Annotated in this window: 15 protein-coding genes; 9 read left to right on the top strand and 6 right to left on the bottom strand. The window is 57.6% G+C overall.

Annotated elements, in window-relative coordinates:
- Window positions 1-589: 589 nt before the first annotated feature.
- Window positions 590-1,111 carry a hypothetical protein gene (locus TBK1r_RS17030; RefSeq protein WP_145213015.1) on the bottom strand — a complete coding sequence of 174 codons (522 nt, stop codon included), beginning with the start codon at window positions 1,109-1,111 and terminating at the stop codon, window positions 590-592.
- A 1,369-nt stretch (window positions 1,112-2,480) separates the two neighbouring features.
- Here TBK1r_RS17030 and TBK1r_RS38610 point away from each other — a divergent pair.
- The 9 genes from TBK1r_RS38610 (at window position 2,481) to TBK1r_RS17065 (ending at window position 13,080) form a co-directional block, all read left to right on the top strand.
- The gene (locus TBK1r_RS38610; RefSeq protein ID WP_419581436.1) at window positions 2,481-2,657 is read left to right on the top strand and encodes a hypothetical protein; all 177 of its coding nucleotides are present in this window, start codon (window positions 2,481-2,483) and stop codon (window positions 2,655-2,657) included.
- Between the two features lie 353 nt (window positions 2,658-3,010).
- Complete coding sequence (locus TBK1r_RS17035; RefSeq protein ID WP_145213018.1) at window positions 3,011-3,556, top strand: sigma-70 family RNA polymerase sigma factor; 546 nt, start codon at window positions 3,011-3,013, stop codon at window positions 3,554-3,556.
- The gene (locus TBK1r_RS17040; protein ID WP_145213021.1) at window positions 3,553-5,211 is read left to right on the top strand and encodes a LamG-like jellyroll fold domain-containing protein; all 1,659 of its coding nucleotides are present in this window, start codon (window positions 3,553-3,555) and stop codon (window positions 5,209-5,211) included. The genes TBK1r_RS17035 and TBK1r_RS17040 overlap by 4 nt, the downstream gene beginning before the upstream one ends.
- A gap of 103 nt (window positions 5,212-5,314) precedes the next feature.
- Window positions 5,315-8,272 (top strand): PSD1 and planctomycete cytochrome C domain-containing protein, encoded by a 2,958-nt coding sequence (locus TBK1r_RS17045; protein ID WP_419581437.1) that lies wholly within the window; start codon window positions 5,315-5,317, stop codon window positions 8,270-8,272.
- 96 nt (window positions 8,273-8,368) lie between these two features.
- Entirely contained in the window at window positions 8,369-9,775 is a 1,407-nt protein-coding gene (locus TBK1r_RS17050; protein WP_145213024.1) for a DUF1501 domain-containing protein, read from the top strand.
- Between the two features lie 36 nt (window positions 9,776-9,811).
- A complete protein-coding gene (locus TBK1r_RS38615; RefSeq protein WP_419581438.1) occupies window positions 9,812-9,949 on the top strand; it encodes a hypothetical protein in 138 nt (45 codons plus the stop codon).
- Between the two features lie 198 nt (window positions 9,950-10,147).
- Window positions 10,148-11,506 (top strand): sulfatase family protein, encoded by a 1,359-nt coding sequence (locus tag TBK1r_RS17055; RefSeq protein WP_145213027.1) that lies wholly within the window; start codon window positions 10,148-10,150, stop codon window positions 11,504-11,506.
- A gap of 232 nt (window positions 11,507-11,738) precedes the next feature.
- The gene (locus TBK1r_RS17060) at window positions 11,739-12,584 is read left to right on the top strand and encodes a fumarylacetoacetate hydrolase family protein (protein WP_145213030.1); all 846 of its coding nucleotides are present in this window, start codon (window positions 11,739-11,741) and stop codon (window positions 12,582-12,584) included.
- 34 nt (window positions 12,585-12,618) lie between these two features.
- Window positions 12,619-13,080 carry a DUF1569 domain-containing protein gene (locus TBK1r_RS17065; RefSeq protein WP_145213033.1) on the top strand — a complete coding sequence of 154 codons (462 nt, stop codon included), beginning with the start codon at window positions 12,619-12,621 and terminating at the stop codon, window positions 13,078-13,080.
- A gap of 852 nt (window positions 13,081-13,932) precedes the next feature.
- On the opposite strand, the gene TBK1r_RS17070 is transcribed toward TBK1r_RS17065, so the two are convergent.
- The 5 genes from TBK1r_RS17070 to TBK1r_RS17090 all read right to left on the bottom strand — a co-directional run bounded on the left by TBK1r_RS17070 (window position 13,933) and on the right by TBK1r_RS17090 (window position 18,550).
- Window positions 13,933-14,574, bottom strand: coding sequence for a metallophosphoesterase (locus TBK1r_RS17070; RefSeq protein ID WP_419581439.1), 642 nt, complete (start codon window positions 14,572-14,574; stop codon window positions 13,933-13,935).
- A 507-nt stretch (window positions 14,575-15,081) separates the two neighbouring features.
- Window positions 15,082-15,858, bottom strand: a complete 777-nt coding sequence (locus TBK1r_RS17075) for a CPBP family intramembrane glutamic endopeptidase (protein ID WP_145213039.1) — start codon at window positions 15,856-15,858, stop codon at window positions 15,082-15,084.
- Window positions 15,859-16,205: 347 nt separating this feature from the next.
- Window positions 16,206-16,943, bottom strand: a complete 738-nt coding sequence (locus TBK1r_RS17080) for an NAD(P)-dependent oxidoreductase (RefSeq protein WP_473772515.1) — start codon at window positions 16,941-16,943, stop codon at window positions 16,206-16,208.
- Window positions 16,944-16,982: 39 nt separating this feature from the next.
- A complete protein-coding gene (locus tag TBK1r_RS17085) occupies window positions 16,983-17,456 on the bottom strand; it encodes an anthrone oxygenase family protein (protein ID WP_419581440.1) in 474 nt (157 codons plus the stop codon).
- Window positions 17,457-17,734: 278 nt separating this feature from the next.
- Window positions 17,735-18,550 (bottom strand): peroxiredoxin-like family protein, encoded by an 816-nt coding sequence (locus tag TBK1r_RS17090; protein ID WP_419581441.1) that lies wholly within the window; start codon window positions 18,548-18,550, stop codon window positions 17,735-17,737.
- Window positions 18,551-18,561: the final 11 nt, after the last annotated feature.

Consider the following 18,561-nt stretch of genomic DNA (forward strand, 5'->3'; position numbering starts at 1 on the left):
CGGCTCACTATCTGACAGGCCGTCACACCGGCGGGCAGACACTGTGTCTGCCCGCCGGGCATCACCCAGGCACGACGCTTGCTGTGATCGCTGCTCGTTTCCCAAACCGTCCGCCTCTGAACGCTCTTGCACGCAGTTCATCGGCGTCGTGCTGGCAACAGCATCTTGATCTCATTGGTGCACGTCCAATATCCGCGGGCGCTCGACTCCCCAGGATCGGCGCGTCGTGCGTTCGCTCGGCTTCGTCGCTCAATAAAAGAAAAACACCGTGGACCACACGAGGCAAGTGGCGGGGGAGTCATGCGTCTGCGGATCACACAACGGGCCACAAGAGATCAAGACGCCTGCTGCACCAAAACGCTGATCACCTGCGGCAAAGGATTCAAGAAACTGGCGTCAGCCTGACCGGATGGAGTCACGCGTTTGCCCGCCCCATCGACACCGCACGTCAACCGTCGAAGCGGAGAGCCATTCGATTGAGTTCATCGGTGGAAATCACCGAGGACGCGCGAACGACTCAGTGCAAACCGATCGACCTGACTCGCGGCCTTCGTGTGTTTCCCATTGTTCTGTCTGTTCGTCGCAGTCGTCAATCACCGGAAACGCCAACAAACGCGAGTTGGGCCGGATTACCATCTTCATAGATCGTGAAATACACTGCGGTCCAGCGTTGCAGTTTTGCAGCAGGAGCGAGCCATCCTGCCGACTCCCAATCTTGAAGTGTTGGTTTATCAGTACCAAATAATTCTCGCCTTCGCGCAAACGAGAGAGGAAACGCTACACCAAAATCCGGTGTTTGCGAGCAACGATCAATGTCGAGAATCGAGTGAGTTCCGGATTCACGAGCAAGATCAACCGCCTCTTCGATTGAACGAGGCCCGCGACCACCACGAGCAACCCATTGGATCACTTCCTGCGCGGCAACAAAGAGAGAGGAAACACCGACAACCAATTTGATCAACAATGGCATGACCCAGAAGGAATGCCGCAAGTTAGACCAATGGTGATCACCGTAGTCACCGGACTCGAACACACGACGGCGCAACACGCGTAACGCCACATTCGCGTCGTCGTCGTAGTCAGTGGTGTAGTACCAACCAGATGCGGCCATACAAAACGGTGATTCAAATGAATGAGAGAACGGTGGCTAACGCGCGGTCGCCGCGAGTAATCTTCCAACTCAAAAACCACGACTCGGCGACTCGTCGTGCATCCATTCTTTACCCGATTCTAACTACTAAGCAATCAAAATCGGTCAGGAGTGAATTTTCAATTCCAGCCCCCCATTCGCAAACGTTGTATTTGCCCTGCCATCCCTTCGATTGGATCACCCAATGTTGTTCGGAAAGCCTTGCATCACCGCGAGCATCAAATCCAACAAACCCAGTTTCCGGCATAAATGCAGGGAACAAGCGCCCACCCGGCGACTCACCCCGCCGGCAGACACTGTGTCGGCCCGCCGGGCCTTGAGCGTTGCATGGAATCCATCCCCGGTGGCTGACACCACCGGCAGACACTCTACCGGCCCTCCGGGCCTAAGACACATTGCCCAACCAACCAAGTACGATCCAACGCTTCCGTTGGATTCGGCAAACACTTAGCGGTCGCCATTTCAGCCATCGGTTCTTTTCGTTCGGCCCAGTCGACCGCGTACCTGTCGAACCGTGACGTCAGGAGCGAATTCCAGGAAACGGAGGTCTGATGAAATCCGTTGGGTGCACTTCGAGCGCACCAATCGCAGCCGGGATGTCAGGCGTTGGACGATGCTGAGAACATCGCAGATGAGGGAACCACGAAACACGCCAAACACACGAAAGAGAGATCGGCACTGTCGTCAGGCGTCGGTTAGCAGCGTGAACGGTTGCGATGTGCGGGCGGCGACGGGAGACATTTCACTTCGAACGCCGCTGCCGCCGCTCCGTCACCCTCGCATGGTTCGCCGCCTGGTTAAGTTACGGTTGGCCCAACTACTTGCGGTAGCGTACATTAGGATCGTACCACAAGGAGCAGTCATGGTTCGCGAAACTCAACAGAATGTAGCAGCTGCAGCCAAGAAGCTGTATGACGAGAAACTCCGAAAATCTTTGGAGCAAGAGCACCGTGACGAATTTGTAGCAATTGAACCGGTGTCGGGCGAGTATTTCCTTGCGAAAACGTTGAGCGAGGCCATCGGCGCAGTGCGATTGAAGTATCCCGACCGGTTGGCCCACGCATTGCGTGTCGGACACAAGTCGACCCTGCATTTTGCATGCAAGTTCGATGAAAGGAATTGTCGACAACGGAGGTCGAGCTCTTTTGACCCTGCAAGTCTGGTCACGTGTCGGATCAGATAACAGTGAAGTCGCGGTTTGGATTGACACTGGGTTCACGGGTGACCTTGTCATTCCAAAAGCGTCGATCGAGATACTGGGATTGCAACAGTCGGGAAGCGTTGATGCGGTGCTTGCAGATGGTTCACAGATAGAGTTGCGAACGTACTGTTGCGAACATACAGTTGCGTCATCGAGTGGTTTGGGGACAAACGCAACCTTGAAGTCATCGCAAACGACGGAGAGTGTCCATTGCTCGGTGTCGGGCTGCTTCTCGGTTTGGAACTGCGAGTCGACTATCGCAACCTCAAGTTGACGCTTGAGCCAGCAGCGAAGGAAACGACATAGTTCGGCGAACTTGTTTATCGCCTGGTCGGCCAGGAAGGGGCACTTGTTTGCCGCCTTATCCTCGGCTGGATCAGTCTTTGACGGCCTTATCGTCGGGTCGGCGATACGCTGTCCCCGAATGATCCAGTTTTTCACCAGAGCCGTAACCTATATGGCTGGGCACGCACCCCCTGGCGAGCCAGCCGCCAGGGGGAGTCGCGGATCCATCGCGAGACGCCGTGGCGGTGCGACACGACGGGCGGAGTGGGAAAAGGCAGAATGATTCGGGGCAGAATGCTGGGGGGACGCGGGGATTTTTTTTCGATTCTTGTTAACCTGCCGGCCGCGGGCGGCATTTCTTTATCATGGAGCCCGTGAACCAACCCCGCACCGACGATTCTGCTGATTCCGCCTTCGTGGGACTGCTGACCGAATGCCAGCTGCCGCTGCGGTTGTACGTCCGCGCCTTGCTGCCGGGCGACCCCGCCGCCGGCGATGTCATCCAGCAAGCCAACGCGAAAATTTGGGAAAAACGCGGTGATTTCGAGCCCGGCACCCACTTCAAGGCCTGGGCGATGGCGATCGCCCGGTTCGAAGTCTTGAACCACCGAAAACGCCAAGCCCGTGACGCCCGGCTCCATTTCTCCGACGAATTGGAAGAAACCGTCGCCACCGAGTTGGCTCAGGTCACCGACGACTTGGCCGAGCGGCAAGCGGCGCTCCGCGAGTGCATGCAGGCGCTAAAACCGGCCAGCCGCGAACTGCTGATGCGGCGCTACGCCACGCAGCAGCCGTTGGCAGAATTTGCCAGCCAGCTCGGACGCTCCGTCGGTGGAGTCAAAGTCACGCTGCATCGGCTGCGGACCGCACTGGCCGAGTGTATCGAACGACGCCTCCTTGCCACGGGAGAAACGGAATGACCCCTGACGAACAAACCACACTGTTCGATGCGCTGCTGGACGGCGACATCAACGAAGCCGACTTCCTGAGACTGGAGGCGGAACTGAGCGTCGATGCCGAAGTCCGAAAGGCTTACTATCGACGGCTAGAGATGGATCTGTTGCTCGAAGAACTGGCGGCGGAGGAAGTTCACCGTTTGCCTCCCCTTGCCGAACCGTTGTTGCAGCGTACGTCGAAGCGTGGTCTGTGGTGGGCCGGCCTGTTGGCCGCGATCGCCGCCGGATTGGTCTTGTTCGTGACGATGTTTGCCGGCCCCGCCGATCAACTCGCCGATCAAAACGATCGACCCCAGGTGGCACAAACCATCCAGAAAAACGAACCCTCGGCGACCGGTTTCGGCGTCTTGAGCGGACAGTCCGATGCGGTTTGGGAAGGCGAGGCGATCGAAAACGGCGGATTGTTGCCGCAGGGCGAGTTGCACCTTGTGTCCGGTTTGGTCCACGTCGAGCTGTTTAGCGGCGTGCAGATGGTGATTCGCGGCGAGGCGATGTTTTCGATCGATTCGCCGATGCAAGTCAGCATGCGGAAAGGCAGCGCGAGGGCTCACGTGCCCGAACCCGCCCACGGGTTCCGTCTGAAAACCGGAGCCGGGGAAGTCATCGATTTGGGCACCGAGTTCACCGTCGATGTGGACGAGACGCGTTCGAGCGTGAAAGTGGTCGACGGCGAAGTGGAATTGCGAACGCGAGAAGCCGAGACGCGGCGACTGCGCGACGGCGAAGGGGTCGAATTGGCTGCCGACGGAACGTTGGCGAAGGAGTCGGCCGAAGACATCGCATTGATCGGACCGGCCGCCTTTCAAGATGTATTGGCCGAGCGACAGTCGGATCAGTTTCGTCGCTGGCAACTCGCCACACAATTACTCCGCAACGACCCGCGGCTGATGGCACACTATTTGGTCGACCCGACGCAAGGCTGGTCGCGAACACTGGTCAATCGGGCGTCGGCGGCAAGCCGGGTCAACGGCACAGCGATCGCTGGCGACGGGGCGGTCGTCGCCGCGACACGGACCCAAGACCGTTGGGGACGTGACGGCGGAGCGTTGGATTTCAGCCGCATGGGCAGCCGTGTCCGAGTTGTGGTTCCCGGAGAGCATCGCGGGTTGACGCTGATGTGCTGGGTGAAAATCAACAGCCTGGATCGATGGTACAATTCACTGTTCCTGACCGACGGCCACGAAGATCGCGAGCCGCATTGGCAACTCATGAATGACGGCCGAATGTTCTTCTCCGTCAAACCACCCGACATCGATCACCTGTCGCCAGCCGAACGGGAGCGCCAAGTGTTTTACTCCCCGCCGTTTTGGGAAACCTCGATGAGTGGTCAGTGGATCATGCTGGCCACGGTTTACGATGTCGACCAGAAACTGGTGACCCACTATGTCAACGGCGCACCGATCAGTCGTGAATCGATTCCGGAGACGTTTTTGGTCGAATCGATCAAGATCGGTGCCGCATCGATTTGCAATTGGAGCGAGCCGATGTACCGCAGCGATGCAACGTTTGTGGTTCGAAATTTGAATGGTTGTGTGGACGAGTTCGCGCTTTTCTCCGGCGCACTCCTGCACGAAGAAATCTCTAATCTCTATCACGCTGGAAACCCGAATGAGCGATAGACCCACCGGAATGCAATCAAGTTACTCCCGACGACGATCGAGCGCATCCCAGACGTGTTCACGCGTGGATGACAGGCCAGCACGTGGCGCTAGCCAGTGGCGCGTGACCGATTTCGTTTCCGGCGCCGCTCGCTCACGCTTCCCGCTGGTGATGGCCGCTCGCTTACGCTTCCCGCTGGCGGTGGTGGCGGTGGTGTTGCTGGCCGGGATGGTGCGGGCGGACGAATCGGCCGAGGGCGATTGGCAGGCGGATTCGGCGCAGGCGGCGGAACGCGATTTCACGCTCAAAGTCTTGCCACTGTTGAAGGACAAGTGCCTGGGATGCCACGGCGGCGACGAAGAGGACATCAAGGGTGAATTCAGCGTGGTCAGCCGCGACCACTTGTTGCGCGGCGGCGAATCGGAAGAGCCGTCGATCGTCCCAGGCCATCCCGATGAGGGCACCTTGATCGAGGCGATCGCTTGGGAAGGCTTGGAGATGCCGCCCAAGGAGAACGATCGATTGAGCGACGAGCAGGTTGAACTGTTCCGCCGCTGGATCAAGAGCGGTGCCCCCTGGCCCGATGAAGAAACCCAGCAACGATACCGTGACGAAGAACGAACCAAGAAATCGACCAAAGATGGCGTGCTGTTCACGACCAGCGGCGGCACCAGCGAGCAGTGGACCGACCGCCGCTACCAGCCCGAGGATCTGTGGGCTTGGGAAAAGCTAAAATCGAAGTCGGAGTTGTTACCAGAAGGCACTCCGACAGAGCGAGCGATCGATTACTTCGTCGACCGCAAGTTACAACAAGCGGACCTGCAAGCCTCCCCGCAAGCCGAACCACGCGACCTATTGCGTCGGGCGACACATGATTTGACCGGATTGCCGCCGACGCCCGAAGAAGTCGACGCGTTTATCCAGGCGTGGGACAAAGATCCGGATGCAGCCTGGTCGAGCACGATCGATCGCTTGCTGGCCAGTCCACGCTATGGGGAGCGATGGGGACGTCACTGGCTGGACGTGACACGCTACGCCGACACCGGCGGCATGTCGAACGATTACGAGCGTTCCAACATGTGGCGTTACCGTGATTACGTGATTCGATCGTTCAACGAAGACAAACCGTACGACGAGTTCATCGTCGAACAACTCGCCGGCGACGAATTGGCAGACGAGTCGGTGCGAACCCGCAGCGGTGGCGATGAAAACGTCGTCGAAGAAACCCGGCTCAACGGCAACTACACGCCCGAAGAATCCGAGTGGCTGGTCGCGACCGGGTTCCTGCGACTCGGCCCGTGGGACAACGCGATGATCGAAGCCGACGAAGCACGACAAATCTACTTGGACGACTTGGTCAACATCACCGGCCAGACGTTCCTGTCGACCACCATGCGATGCTGCAAGTGCCACGATCACAAGTTCGACCCGATCCCCACGCGAGATTACTACCGCATGTACGCGGCGTTTTCGACGACGCACATGGCCGAACGCGCGGTGCCACTGCTGCCCGAAGAATCGACCGACGGGTTTGAAAGCGGTCGGGCACACGTTCAGAGAATGTTGGACTTTGCGGTTTCGGAAAAGAACAAGCTGGTCGAAAAACGTGAAGCGGCGGCAAGGAAATGGTTCGAAGAACACGGGCTGCCCTACAAGAATGAAAACCAGCGAAAGGACTTGCCCGATGAAGAAAAGCCGGAACGGCATGTCGGGCTGGACTACGTCGAACAGGGACAATTAAAGGTCCGCGAGCAAGACGAGTGGATCTGGAAACGACGCTTGGAACGCTACGAGCCGATGGCGCAAAGCGTCTACAACGCGGCATACGCCGAGATGGCGTGGAACGGAGCTCGCAAGCTGCGGATCGGAAAGCCGAAGAAAGAATCGCCTTCGGTTGTCAATCATATCCTGGTCGGCGGAGCATTGACGGCGCTCGGTGATCAGGTCCTGCCGGGTGTCTTGAGTGCGGTGGCGTTGCCGGCCAGTCCGTCGCTGGATCCGGGAGCAAACGAAGATCCCTTCCTGCTGACGCCTGAAATCGACGGACGACGATTGGGACTGGCCAAATGGATCGCTCATCCGGACAACGCACTGGCGCTGCGTTCGATCGTCAACCGAATTTGGCAGTACCATTTCGGAGTCGGCTTGGCGGCCAACGCCAATAACTTTGGCGCCAAGGGCGACAAACCCTCGCACCCGGAATTGCTCGATTACCTGGCCAGCGACTTTGTCGAAAATGGTTGGACGATCAAACGGATGCATCGCATGATCATGCTGTCAGATGCCTATCGACGGTCCACGGTTCCGACCGACAGCGAAACGCTCGCCGAAGTGGATCCGAACAATCGGTTGCTTTCGCATTTCCCACGCCGTCGATTGAGTGCCGAGGAGCTGCGTGATTCGGTGCTGGCAATCACCGGAGAACTGCGTCACTGCGACGGCGGTGTGCCGATCAAACCGGAGATCAACATGGAAGTGGCGTTGCAACCGAGAATGATTCAATTTTCGCTCGCCCCGTCTTACCAACCGTCGCCTAAGGCCGATCAGCGCAATCGTCGAACGATCTACGCGTATCACGTCCGCGGGATGGCCGATCCGTTCACGGAGTTGTTCAACCAACCGAACCCGAACGAGTCGTGTGAACTGCGCGAATCCGCCTCGGTGACACCTCAAGTGTTCACGCTGCTTAACAGCGCCATGATGACCGACCGATCGATCGCGTTCGCGCTGCGGCTGGAAAAGGAACGTGACGCGTTGCCGGCACAAATCGATCGGGCGTTTCGTTTGACGTTCGGCCGCGATGCTTCGGACGACGAGCGCCAGCAGTTGACACGTTATGTTAAAGAGATGCGCAGCTATCACGAATCGGTCGACCCCGCGCCGGTCGAGTATCCGACCACCATCACGCGTTCGCTGGTGGAGGAGTTCTCGGGCAAGGTGTTCGAGTACGAAGAGATTTTGCCGGTCTTTGAAGACTACGAGTACGATCGCAAGGCCAGTGACGTGTCACCGCAGACACGGGCGTTGGCGGACATGTGTTTGCTGTTATGGAACACCAATGAGTTCATGTACGTGGAATGACGGTGCAGAGACCAGCACGTGGCGTCAGCCAGTGGCGCGTGCCGAACACACCTTCAACACAAACAACAAAACTTCATCGCACAGGAAATTAGTCAAATGAATCCATCACTCAATCGTCGCGACGCGTTATTCGGACTCGGTGCTTCCTTAGGTTCGGTTGCCTTTTCGGCGCTGCTTCAAGGCGAAGAGGCGGTGCAACCGGCCGCGGGTGGTTCGCCGCTGTCGCCCAAGCCTCCGATGATGCCGGCCAAGGCGAAGAACGTCATCATGTTGTTCATGGAAGGCGGACCGGGCCAAATGGACACGTTTGACCCCAAGCCTGAATTGACACGTCTGCACAAGACCGAGTCCAAGCTGAAGGCGGGCCAAGAGCAAGGCTTCAAGTTCTTCGTCGGCAGCCCGTTCGGGTTCAACAAGGTCGGTGACACCGGCATCGAAATGTGCGACCAATGGAAATACCTATCGGATCCCTACGTCGCCAACGAACTGTGTAACTATCGCGGTTGCCAAGCCGAATCGCTCAATCACCCCGAAGCGTTGTTCCACATGAATACGGGCAGTCGCTTGGGAGGAGATCCCGCGGTCGGCGCCTGGGCGACGTACGGCTTGGGGACGGAAAATCAGAATCTGCCGGGCTACGTCGTGATGACGGAACTGGCATTGCCACAGGGCGGTCCGACGAACTGGAGCAACGGTTTTCTGCCGCCGTATTACCAGGGCACGCGTCTGCGTCCGGAAGGTTCGCCGATCTTGGATCTGACGCCACAGGATTTCAAGTCGCGTGAACACCAACGGCGTGCGCTCGACGAATTGGCGCGGCTGAACAAGGCGCACCTGGATTCATTGGGCGCCGCGGATCAAAAACTGAGCGCCCGGATGCAGAGCTACGAGCTTGCGTTCCGCATGCAGACCGAAGTGCCGGGCGTGATCGATTTGGCCAAAGAGTCCCAGGACACGATCTCGATGTACGGCATGGACGATCCGGAGACCGAAACCTTTGGACGACAATGTTTGATGGCGCGGCGGTTGGTCGAAAGCGGTGTTCGATTCGTCCAGATCTTCAGCGGCGGATGGGACAGTCACGATTATCTGGAACGCGGTCACTCCTCGCGAATCAAGAGCGTCGACAAGCCGATGGCGGCCCTGATTCGCGACCTGAAACAACGCGGCATGTTGGAAGACACGCTGGTGATTTGGACGGGCGAGTTTGGTCGCACGCCGGACAACAACAAACGCGGCGGCGTCTATTCACTCGGCCGGGGCCACAACAACATGGCGATGACGATGCTGATGGCCGGTGGCGGCGTGAAACCCGGCGTGGTCGGTGCCACGGACGAACTCGGTTCGTCGGCAGTCGAGTGTGTGCACCCGATTCGCGATTTCCACGTGACGCTGTTGAAACTGCTGGGACTGGACGACAACAAGCTGACGTATTTCCACGGCGGCCGTTTCAAACAGCTCAGCCAATTCGGCGGCGAAGTGATCAATGAACTGATCGCCTGACGAGAGGCGATCGAGCAATACGTCTTGAGAGAAGGCGTGAGAGGCTATCACCTGGCTCAAAAGTTGGCGGGCGGATCGATCGAGTCGAGGGTGGTCGAAGGATTCCAGATCCCAATCGCCGCGGTGTTCGATGACCATGCCAATGCGGAGGCGTTGGCAGCGTTCTGCGAATAGCTCTTGGGAGCGGGCTTCCAGCTTGTCGAAATGGTTGGTGTGGTGCTACGTGCCGTCGCGAGAAGAAACGGTGTGTCTTCACGCGCCACTGGCTGACGCCTCGTGCTGGAAGCCACACTCCAACGGGCACGCAGGAGTGAATGTGGGTTAAACTATCGCGTCCATCCTTCCCGCGACCGTTCCCACCGGACACGCTCCATGCGACAGACTGTTTTTTTGCTGCTGACGATTGCGCTAACGATTGCGCTGACTCTTGCCATCGGAGACGTGGCGGACGCAAAGCGTCCCAACGTCCTGATCATCTATGGTGACGATCAAGGTTCGATCGACATGGGTTGTTTTGGCGCCAAGGATTTAAAGACGCCGAACATGGACCGCTTGGCGAGCCAGGGCTTGAAGCTGACCCAAATGTATTCCGCCGCACCGGTGTGTTCGGCCAGTCGCGTCGGTTTGCTGACTGGGCGTTACCCGGCGCGAGCAGGACAACCGGGAAACGGTGACCTGAAGACCGAAGAGGTTACGATCGCAGAAGCGTTTCGCCAGTCGGGTTACGCCACCGGTCACGTGGGCAAGTGGCACTTAGGACGTACCGAGACGATCAATCCCGCCGGCCAAGGGTTCGATCGCTGGTTCGGTCACCTGGAAGGCTGCATCGACAATTTTTCGCACTTCTTTTATTGGTCGGGACCGAACCGTCACGACTTGTGGGACAACGGGACCGAAGTGCATCGCCCCGGTGAGTACTTTCCGCAGTTGATGGTCGATCGATGCAAACAATTCATCGACCGACAATCCGGCGACGGTCCGGACGAAAAGCCGTGGATGCTGTATTGGGCCTTCAACGCGCCGCACTATCCCTATCAGGGAACGCCGGAGTGGCTGGAGCACTACAGCGATTTGCCGACACCCCGTCGTGAGTATTGCGCCTTTGTGTCGACGATGGACCAGTACATCGGAAAGGTGCTGGACTATTTGGACGAGCGTGGTTTGTCGGACAATACGATCGTGATCTATCAGCCCGATCACGGGCACAGTACGGAAACACGCGCGTTCGGCGGGGGCGGCGACGCGGGTCCGTATCGTGGCGCGAAATTCTCCCTGTTCGAAGGCGGGATTCGGGTGCCCAGTGTCGTCCGCTTTCCCGGGCGGCTGCCGGCCGGGGAAACCCGTGACCAGTTCATCACCTCGTGCGATTGGTTTCCCACCGTCGCCCAGTGGTGTGATGTCGCGTTGCCGAAGACCAAGCTGGACGGCGTTTCGATGGTTGAGGTGTTGGCCAAGAACGCCCCCGCACCGCGTGAACAATTTTATTGGCAAATGGGCGCCGGGCGTTCGCCCCAGTGGGCCGTTCGCCGTGGCCACTGGAAGCTGATCGGCAATCCTCGCGACACCACACCGCCGCAGACCCAACAGGTCAGTGGCGGTCAATTGAAAGAAAAACTCTTTCTGGCGGACTTGTCGCGTGACCCGGGCGAGCAACGGAATCTGGCCGGCGAGCACAGCGACATGGTGATCGAATTGATGAAGCTGCGTGAACAGATGATTTCGGATTTCTAGCGACTCTGCGCCGCTGAGGTTTTTTGTCACCGCGGCGGGCATCGTGAGGGGCTCGCGATGCATGCGGGTGGGCCGTGAAGCACAGTCTGATTGACACTGCGGAGGGACCCAATGGCTCGTCTCGATGATTGCGTTGGGCTTGGCGTTGAGCCGGTCGCCGGGTTGGCAATCGGGCCGGAACAGTGCAGGATGATTCGACTGAACCAACCTTCACGCGAACTTTCATCCTGCCATGTCAATCTGTCGCATCCCCGGTCCCGACGGTCGTCCCGAGTACGCTTTCTATCGCGACGGCAAGGTTTGTCCGTTACGTCTGGTGATGGACAGCGCCCCGGTTGAATTGGAATTGTTCGGACTGTCACCGAGTGAGCTTCCGGATCCGACGGGACTCGCCGAGGAGCACTGGTCGCCCGCGCCGGACGTTTTGTTACCGCCGGTGCCGACGCCCGATAAAGTCATCTGCATCGGACTGAACTATCGAGACCATGCGATCGAGACCAATTCGCCGATCCCGTCCGAACCGGTCGTGTTCAGCAAATTCAGCACAGCGGTGATCGGTCATGGGCAAGCGATCGAATTGCCGGAGATTGCCCACAAGGTCGATTATGAAGCCGAGTTGGTGGTGGTGATCGGGCGTGAAGGCCGCAATGTTTCCGTCGACGACGCCATGCAGCATGTTTATGGTTACACCTGCGGACACGACGTCTCGGCACGCGATTGGCAAAAGGGTCGTCCGGGCGGTCAATGGTTGCTCGGCAAGACCTTTGACACGTTTGCCCCGTTGGGACCGTGCATGGTGACGACCGAAGCATTGCCCGACCCGTCAGACGTTCGCGTGCGGATGGAGCTCAATGGCGAAATCGTCCAGGAGAGCACGACGGCTCAATTGATCTTCGACATTCCGACGACGATCGCGCACCTGTCCAAGTTCGTCACGCTGAAGCCCGGCGACGTGATTTTTACCGGAACGCCGCCCGGCGTCGGCGACGCCAAAGATCCGCCGGTCTACCTGAAACCGGGAGATCGCTGCAGTGTGATCGTCGACGGCATCGGAACACTGACCAACGTTTGCAAGTGAGTACTCTGTTCACAACCCGAAAAGGAACCGTCTAATGGCAACTGAGCATCGCACCCTGCGTTTCGAATCGATCGACGCGGCCATGGCGGAAGCCGAGCGATTAGCCGCTGCAGAGACCCGGACGACGGGTCAGTTTTCACTCGGGCAGATTTTTGAGCACTTGGCGCGAACCTTCGAGGTGGTGTTGGGTGAGCGGACGATGCCGCCTTCACCGCTGCCGATGCGAATCTTGTCGCGGTTGATCCGACCGCTGGTATTGCGCAAGGCGCAGACGGGTTTTAAATTACCGTCCAAGGCCCAGAATGTCTTATGGCCCAGTGAAGCGGTGTCGGTCGAGGACGGGCTGCAGCATCTGCGCGAAGCGTGCGAGAAATTCAAGACCACCGATCCACTGCCCCGGCACGTCTTCTTCGGCAACATGACCCGCGCGCAACACGACGCATTGCAATGCCGACACTTCGAAGGACACCTGGGGTTTGTTCACCCGGTTGCCTAGCGAAGTCCGAAACACCGTTTTCCATCGTGCCGAACGAAGCTCCGGTGTCTGCCAGCGGATCTTGTCCTTTTTAACGCAGCGGTGAATCTGACCGCCCCGACTTCCGGCCGACTCAAAACCGCCTCGGTCCATGCAACCTCAGCACGACGAAAACGCTCTCACGACATCCAAGCCATAACGATGACGAACAGTAGCGCAGCGATGCCGAACATGATCATTAGCCCTCCACAGCCAATGGAGTTGTTGGATCCACCTACATCGCCGAAAAGATCAAAGTCGTCTAGCAAGGTACTGACTCATTGGTGATTGAGTGAAAGGCCGATCGCAGTTGGGACTGTTTTTATCGTAACCCGAAACAGCTGGCGCGGTCGCTGCCGACGAGGAGATGCCCTCTGACGAGCTGTCTTTTCTCTCTGCTTCGATCAGTCGGACCTGTCTGATCAGGCCGATCCGGCTGATCTTCCCACGCTGAAGTTGGACAAGTCGAGAGTTCGTGGAAGACTGGCAAATTGCCCTCGGTCCCGAACACCGGCGCTGCACCGGTGGCCGACGCCGGAACATCGAAAACCGGACAGGGCGATTTCGATTAAGGGCGTCACTGAACATGCGAACAGGGCGATCGTCAAGTCAAACGAGCCAACTTGGGGTTCACTGAGGTGAACTTCATTCGTGCAGGCGGTGAATCTGACCGCCGCGCCGAAGCGAAATGGCTTCGAGCTGGCGGTCGATGCATCCGCAGCGCCGAAATGCAACCGACCGCAACGCCGCTAAAGGCTAACATCGTGCCGTTCCGCATCACCGAACAGCGGGGGTTTTACCGGTTGACCACCGCCTCTCCGGATGATGCGACGATTATGTGGCTGCCTGACGTTGCACTCCGTTTTGGTCGAACTGCCACTGTTTTCCAGAGTGTACATCAAATGCCGTCAACCAGCCGCCGCCGTAGCAGTACGTATCGATGCATTTGAGGTACCCTCGATCTAGGGTGTCACCATCCTGTTGTTCAGTGTGCCCCACAATCGCGGTCTTGCGCGTGAAATGGCGTTTCGGCATCTTTGAGTCGAGCGAAAGCCATAGCAGCGTGTACGGATCTTGTTGTGCAAGTGGCTTCTTATGGTCGTAGTTGGCATGCACGAAGAAATGGGTCTCGATCTCGAAGTACAGTTCACACGTCTGCAAAAATGAAAAGTGTTCGTCGCGAAACAGCTCCAGCCCATTGTCTGGGTCGATCGGCGGGTGCCCAGGAATCTCCGTGCGTGACGATTGATTACGTAACAGCAGCTGGTCGTGATTGCCAAGCAAGGGAATCAGCGCACACTGGTCGCGAAGTGCAATGAGTTGTTCAATGACGCCGCGGCCGTCTGGCCCACGGTTTACGTAGTCCCCTAGTGTCACGATGGTGTCGGATCGATTGGGCTGTATGGAATTGATCAAACTGCGTAGAGCGGTCGAACAGCCGTGGACGTCACCAATTGCGATTACGCGCGATGCCATAGAAGTAAAAGATTGTAGAGGCCACATAACGACCGGGATCTGGAGGCCCGTGAGTCGAGAATCCTTTTAGCAAACAAACCACTGGACCTTATGGTCACTGCCGCATCCATATTAGTGACTTGATGAGATTCGGAGCCAGCCAACTCAAGGCCGAAGTCGAACGGCTATCACTCTTTAGTCCCGACACCGCTGCCGATCTGCCGATTTGGGCATTCGCTGGAGACTCCTCTCATTTTGGTCCCAGATCTCGAGAAAAGTGCGCCCAGACGATTTCGCAACGCCGCGCTGGTCGATGCACCCGACAGCACGTAGGAAATGCCGTTCGTGCAGTCGGTGAATCTGACCGCCGCGCTGAAGCCGGATCCGTTCGCTGCGGCGGTCGATGCAACCGCGTGGAGTTGAAAGTGCGATGCCGTGAACGCCAAGGGCGAGCTCCAGACCCTTGAGCAGCCGACGGATTGGCCATTCTGGTGTCAGTAGAACGCGCTTTTGCTTTCTCGCTCCGGCTCAGGTTACTAATGCAGGAAGAACATGGAGTACGAGGTCCACCGCGAAGTGAGCCAACATTGCCGCGATAAGACTACGCCGCCAATACAGGAACCCGAACAAGACTCCTACGAGTGTGTTTCCCATCATCGTAGCCGCGATGCCGACGCCATTGGCTGCCCCATAGGAGGCAAGCTGGGGTAAGTGCATGGCCGCGAAAGCCAATGCAGACACAACAATGGCAGACCATCCGACGACCGGAGAAACTCTGTGATGTCCGGGCAAAAGCAAAAAGATCCAGACAAGAATGGTCATAACTCCGAGGCGCAGCCAGACCTCTTCTCCCACCGCAGCACTGACTGAAACCAACAGTCCGCCCAATACGCCTCGATGTCCAAGGTCCGGTAGCTCAGGTGGCAGATACGGCCGAGCTGCGAACCGAAGCAGGAGCAGCAGGATGCCAAGACCTAGCCCCAGGGAGACGGAAAGCCATGCATCAGAGGATAGTTTCCTACCGGATCCTGGAGCGCGATTGAGTAGGTCCGTCACCAAAGGCGCGCCCAGGCCGATCTTTTGTCCGAGGATTAACCCTGACGCCGCCAGTGGAATTGTGACCGCACACAACACAAGGGCGCTTGGCGCTAGTGCGGATAGGAAGCTCCCGTCAATGGTATAGGCCAAACTACCGAGTTGCGTTATCAGAGTAAGGCACACCAGTACAATGAGCGGAAGAAGAGTTTTGCTTGGCGACGAAACTTGCGGCTGAGGTGTTAGCTCTGTGTCTCCCAGGAAATTCACGCTGTCAACTTTGCCAGAGGATGGGGATGGTCAGGCGAGCGCTCCGTCTCGAATGCTGATCTTGTGAACATTTCAATGGATGCCAAATGAGGAATCCGAACTCGCGGATATTCGCAACTTGCGTATGAATCTTTGCCGCTACCTGCGGGTTTTCTACCGATGCTCGCGATATTCAGGCCGTAGCTTCACCAGATTCTTCGATTCGCCGCAATCTTGCCCAGATTCATGTACGTTCTTGACGAAGTGTGCGTCGAAGGAAAATCGCTAACGCTTAGGATCTTAAAGGTCTTGGTGTCGAACCGACCAGCGTGGCCTCGCATGCTGAGGGTCTACCCAACTCTGTACGCTCAAGATTCCTGGTTGTAGATCACCGGCATCTGACCTTTCCATTTCTCCCAGGCGTCATGGTTCGTGATCAGGTCAGCCGTAAAATGTGCGACATTGATGCGACTCGTTCGCCCTGGATTGAAAATCGCGTTCCTGGTCGGCGACGGATGTAACTCGTAGGCGCTCACGCTGTCTTCGTCGAACAGGCTGTCTGGACGAACGGCCGCCCACTGAATCTCAGTATCATTCTTACCAACCTCCGTTCGCAGGTAGTCCGCGGCTTTCTCGTTATCTCGATGAGGCGGCACCAGCCATCGAAGCAGCCCGATCACGCAGCTCTGAGCGAGTGAAATCGGCTCGTTTAGATCGCGATTGCTGTTTCCGGCCGTGTTCATCAGAACGAACTTATTTGGCTTGTCAGTGCCGTTGGCCCTCATGGCCTGGCAACATCGTTCAGCAGCATCAGTCACGAGTCGGCGCGGCTGGCCGAAGATGCCCTTGAAGGTCAGATTGTGCCCCAAGCAAGATGCCACCGCCTTACATCCGGCTACGTGCTCCGCCATTTCGGTATCGCTGAGATCCAATACGCTCGCACGGATAAGCGATAGACTCTCGTGCTGCCGAAGGGAATCGGGAATCCTGTCGGGTGAACGCACGATCGCTTTGACCTTCAGACCGCGGTCAAGCAGTTGCCGCACCAGCAGCCGCCCCGTCGCTCCAGTGGCACCAAGCACGAGGACTGTCATCGTAACATTCATTTCGTTTCGTCCGATTTCAGAATTGTCGTTCGCGCGGCGCTACGTAAGCCCAATCGCAAGGAGCACGCACGCCAAAATGCATGCTGCCGTGCGAAAATGATTCCATCGCGTCCAGAGCCTCAGGTAGCGGTTCCATTCATGGTTGCTCTCCGGTGCGTCGAGAGGCAATTTGTCGAGAGCGTTGTTCAGTGGGACATTGAATACTGCAGTCACCATGAAACCGCCAAACAAATACGCGCAGGCTCCCGCGACGGCCAAACCGTACTCGGGTGGCCGCTGCCATGCGGAGATGATCGTAACGAGCATACAGGCCAGGGCCGTTCCAAAGAAAACGCTCAGGAATACGGGATTCAGGATCGTCCGGTTGATCAGCTGCATGGCCTTCATTCCCTCCGACGTCGGCATTTGCGCCAAGGCATCCATCACCGAAAAGGAAAAGACAAAGAACAGCCCAGCCATCAGCCCGCTGCCCGCCACCGCAATCACCATAATCGTTGTTAAGATTGTTGCCATCACTGAACGTTGGCTCTCCGGATTCAAGTTTCAGCGTGTTGGATTCGTCGGAACAACGTAACACAAGTGGTTCCGTTTCCTTCGCGGCTTACCGTTGCCGACAGCGTTGATTCTTGTCAAGCAGAGCTCGCGACATTGCGGATCCAACGCTGTTAACAGCTCTCTTCCCTTCTCCTGGGCGATGTCCGATTATACCCGTTCAAGCCAATCTTTGCGTTTTGTTGTAAACCGGATCGGTCGCCCGTGGGGCCCGATCGCGAAACTCCGCGATTGCAGACTCAAGCGTTTTGTATGACGAGCGATCGAAGCACCTCCAAAACATCCGACGGCTCTGCGCGCACGGTGTAGTCCGCAATTCCAAAGGCACTAGCGATCGATCCATCGACGTCGACAATGAAAGTCGCGGCAAGCGGCAGGTCGAATTGTCCGTCTCCGTTGTGTGCTTCAACATTGATCCCAAATGCCTCATAGATGGGACGTAGCCTCGCCGGCAGCGTAAAGACGAGCCCGATTTCTCGTGAGTAGTCTGAGTTGGCGTCGGTGAGTACTTCAAACTCCAACTCGTTCTTCTCGGAGGTCGACAGAGATGCGTCAGGGAGTTCGGGCGTGATGGCGACCAAAGTCGCTCCCGCAGCCTTGATTTCAGGAAGAACTGCCTGGTAGGCCCGCAATTCCAGGTTGCAGTACGGACACCATCCACCCCGGTAAAACGTCACGACGACAGGCCCACGTTCTCTCAGGGCAGCGAGGCTTCTCTTTTTGCCGAGATGGTTGGGCAGCGTGAAGTCTTCGAAAATGTCTCCAGGCTTCGGGGCCAACGCGACGATACCGGATGCGGTCAATTTCTCCGTCTCGTCCACCATGACGGCGGCGAGTTCCTCGGGGAGATTGGCGATGGTTTGTGCTTTAAGTGTAGATAGCTGTTCTTGAAGCGACATTGGATTCTCTTTGTAGCGGGTAGGAATTAGTTTTCGTAAAGTCGAAGCCGGCAATTCGGCTTTGACTGAGTTCATCGGATCGGCCAGATCTTCGCCTCTCGTCGATAGCCACGAGCCGGACATTTCAAACGAGAGCTTCGCCAATTTGGTTTCCATCGATGTGGCTT

Origin of the sequence: Stieleria magnilauensis (assembly GCA_007753675.1) — a bacterium.
Classification (GTDB): domain Bacteria; phylum Planctomycetota; class Planctomycetia; order Pirellulales; family Pirellulaceae; genus Stieleria; species Stieleria magnilauensis.